This is a genomic window from Metabacillus rhizolycopersici, assembly GCF_020075705.1.
The window spans coordinates 1-1,139 of record NZ_JAIQUM010000219.1; the positions used below are offsets into that span (position 1 = coordinate 1).

A 1,139-nucleotide genomic window follows, 5' to 3' on the forward strand; every position below is an offset into this window, starting at 1 on the left:
TTAAGAAACCCAGCTAATCTTCTCATGTGAAGGTAGCTGGGTTTTAAAGTTGGACGTGCAAAATAACACTTAAAATAAACGCAAATTATCGGTCAAAGTGACAGTACTAGAAAAACAGTGTCAAAACTTTTAAGTTATGGCACCTTTATATACAAAAAATCCTCGATTGCGAGTATCAACAAGGTTCAAATTAGGTGTAATTTACCATTGCACTTTAATACCTTAATTTATTAGAATTTATACGAAACCCTTTAACTTTTATTCGACAAAATAATGTTTAAACAAGTGGTTTTGTTCTACAAGGAAAGCGAGTAGCATTAGCTACCCGCTTTTTTAAGGTTATGATACTGGAAAAGAGAAGTAACACCACATAGCGTTATGAATCTTTTCTTTAGTCTCCCTTTTTACCATGTGTGCAAGCCCATACAAAAAGCACCCTAAATGGATGCTTCTAGTCATTCTGCATAACAGTAAAGTGAGTTATATTATTGATATTTACTTGCGTTCTATATGTTCCGTTATCATTGGATAACCAGCCATCGCTTTGCACACGTTTAATTACTTCTGCTTCTGATTTCCCTCCCATTTCAAGAGAAATATCTTTCCCACTCGTAAAAAATATTCTGACTGTGTATCTCTTTAGCATTTTAATCTCCCCTTTCATCTACTTCATTCGACAAAAAGGAAATGATTTCCTGCTAAAATTAGTACAATATACACGGTTCTAGTGCAAAAAGATTAAATTGATTGCAAGTAATCTCTAAATCTTGGACATACTGATACTATTACTCTAAAAAAGGACATGATCAGTATGGAAAAGCAAACTCTATTCAAGTGGAAACATTATCAACCTGATATTATTTTATTAACCGTGAGATGGTACCTACGGTAGAACCTCAGTTTTCGTGATTTAGTCGAAATGATGGAAGAACGCGGATTACCAATTGCTCATACAACCATCATGCGTTGGGTTCATCAATATGGTCCTGAATTAGATGAGCGGGTACGGCGTTCATCTTAAGCCAACCAATGATTCTTGGCGAGTCGATGAGACGTATGTAAAAGTCAATGGTCAATGGATGTACCTATATCGTGCCGTTGATTCAGAAGGAAATACGATTGATTTTTATTTAAGCAAA

General features: G+C 35.0%; 1 protein-coding gene and 1 pseudogene. One reads left to right on the forward strand and one right to left on the reverse strand.

The genetic code is table 11. The features are described from left to right. Positions 1-451: 451 nt before the first annotated feature. Complete coding sequence (locus K9V48_RS28100) at positions 452-646, reverse strand: hypothetical protein (RefSeq protein ID WP_224142327.1); 195 nt, start codon at positions 644-646, stop codon at positions 452-454. A 165-nt stretch (positions 647-811) separates the two neighbouring features. Here K9V48_RS28100 and K9V48_RS28105 point away from each other — a divergent pair. After that, positions 812-1,139: pseudogene (locus K9V48_RS28105) on the forward strand (IS6 family transposase); the annotation flags it as partial.

Bases quoted from the DNA above. Each gene is read 5' to 3' on its own strand.
- K9V48_RS28100 (WP_224142327.1), bottom strand. From the start codon at position 646: ATGCTAAAGAGATACACAGTCAGAATATTTTTTACGAGTGGGAAAGAT.